Source organism: Acinetobacter sp., from assembly GCF_050285345.1.
GTDB lineage: Bacteria > Pseudomonadota > Gammaproteobacteria > Pseudomonadales > Moraxellaceae > Acinetobacter.
The window spans coordinates 1-2,463 of record NZ_JBLZXR010000097.1; the positions used below are offsets into that span (position 1 = coordinate 1).

Annotated in this window: 2 protein-coding genes; both read right to left on the reverse strand. The window is 36.9% G+C overall.

Annotated features, from left to right (window positions below; all coding sequences use genetic code 11):
- Window positions 1–1,088, reverse strand: a 1,088-nt coding sequence (locus ACN6OV_RS08425) for a DEAD/DEAH box helicase family protein (RefSeq protein ID WP_427951899.1), incomplete at its 3' end; no start/stop codon positions are given.
- Window positions 1,089–1,100: 12 nt separating this feature from the next.
- Window positions 1,101–2,463, reverse strand: a 1,363-nt coding sequence (locus ACN6OV_RS08430) for a site-specific DNA-methyltransferase (protein ID WP_427951902.1), incomplete at its 5' end; no start/stop codon positions are given.

Here is a 2,463-nt window from a genome sequence, read left to right on the forward strand (position 1 = left end):
GAAATATCATAAAGGTTATCACCTTGACTAACCTTCCTTACTTCACGTTTAAAACCATTCTTGGTTTCAATCTCAACCTCTAGGCGAGCGACAGGTGAAGATTTAGATACAATGATGTCCTGTAAGTATAAATAACCATGTGTGCCCGTTAAGCCTTGTACTTCCACACCTTTTACAGTGATTTTTTTCACCAGTTTTTGGTTATAAGCATCCAAAGCATCCAAACGGTAAACAAGGTTATAGTTGCGCTTATGTGTCGCGGAATAGCGCAAAATAAATAACGGGTTGAAGTTAGATAAAGACTCTAGGGTTTTATCCGCGCCCATCTTTTGCGGTTCATCCAAGATCAAAATTGGACGGTTACGACTAATCACATCAATTGGACGACGCGATTGGAATTCATCTAGTTCATCATAAATACGACGGTTATCTTTACCTGTCGCATTAAACGCTTGAACGTTAATCACCATGACGTTGATCCCACCATTCGAGCTAAAGCTTTCCAAATGGTGTAATGCTTTGGAGTCGTAGATAAAGAAACGGGCCTTTTTGCCATATTGCTCTTGAAAGTGATCAGCCATCATATTTAGGCTTTTGTAAACGCCCTCACGAATGGCAATGCTTGGTACGACCACAATAAATTTCGACCAGCCATACTGTTTATGCAGTTCAAACATGGTACGGATATAACAATAGGTCTTACCTGTCCCCGTTTCCATTTCAATATCAAGGTTTAATTGGCTTTTGGTCAGGTTCTTGCCTTTGCCATTATCATCCGTGATGAGTTGAGATGATCTTTGTAATCCACTTGCTGCTTGTACTTCCTGAATGTTTTTCAGTACAGCTTGCAGATCAAAAATATGGGCATTCTCAAAACCAACATCTGCAATAACTTTTTTAGCCTTGCCACCTTGTAAGTCCAAGGTTTCTTCAAGCATATCAACCTGTGCAGTTGCTTTTTTTGCTTTGGCTGCACCTTGGTCAATCATATAACGATGACCTTCAGAACGTGGTTGTCCTTTAAAGCAATCCACAATCGCTTGTACAGAGTCTTTCTGATACCCAAGGGTTTTAAAACGGATTTCCATTGTCTAACCCTCTTAAAGAAACTTGACTTCGGTATCAGGAGAGAGCTGTTTAAAGCGTTCTTTGATATTGGTTTTATCATGATCAAGATGAATGGCTTTTTCTGCTGATACGAAGCGTAAAGGATGATCTTTGGCAACCTCATCGACTAGATCAAAAGTCAACTCATCAAAGCAGGCCACAAGACTATTGCCTGCAACATAGAACACTTCTTTTCCTGTAACAGTTTTACGTTCAATCGGTAAAGAAAGTTCAAGCCCCCAATCAAGCATGACTTGGAATAACAGGTCCTCAGATGTACGATCTTCTTTAATATTTGAAGCTAAATCCAGCATATCAGCTTGTTTAATGGCGTCTGGCGTGTAATACACATCCTTCATGTTTGTTGAGTCAATCTGCAATACACGAAATCCAACTCCGTTTTTATCGTCAAACGCTGATATTACTTTGCGCAAACGATCAATTGCAATTTCAGAAAGCTTTTTAAATCCTTGCTGCTTAGCTTTAGCATTTGTACCTATTTCATCGCCAAGTTGAATTAAAATAAACTTTCTATTTCCATTATCTTCAATGTTTTTATTTAATACAGCATGGCCTGTTGTTCCAGATCCAGCGAAAAAATCAAGGATTAAATCTCCGTTTTTGGCAGAAGTAAATAAATGTAATAATCTGGTTATTAAAGTTGTTGGCTTTGGAAAATCAAATGGAACATCTAAACCATATATAGATTTTAATTCTCGTTTAGCTGAATCATTTGAACCTACTTCCTTGTGAAACCATATTGATTTCGCTTTAGTACCTTGCTGTACTTCTGATAAGAATCTCTTTACATTAGGTTGCGCATTACCATCTTTTCCAAAATAAATTCTATTATCAGCAATGTACTTTTCTGTATCTGACTTTGAATATAACCAATGACTATCTGGGCCAGGCAAATGTTTTTTACCTGTTGGTGAAACAACCTCATAACGCCCATTTTTACGTTCACCTTTCGCATATAATGGGATTGCTTTCCATGGCCCACGTGGGTCATTATCTGGATTTGTATATCTAGCATCCATTTCTGCTGTTCTAGGCAATAGATTCATTTCTAATAGTGAAATATTTTTTGCAAAAATTAATAAATATTCATGACTATTAGAGAATTGGGCAGAATCATTTTTTGTAGTATAAATTTTTTCCCAAACAATTTGTGCTAAGAAATTATTTTCACCAAATATCTCATTAAACAAATTTTTCAAACTATTAATTTCATTGTCATCTATACTCGCTACAATTACTCCATTTTCAGTTAACAAATTTCTAGCTAATTTCAAACGACTATACATCATACTGAGCCAGTCAGAGTGGAATCGACCATTACTATCTGTGTTAGCA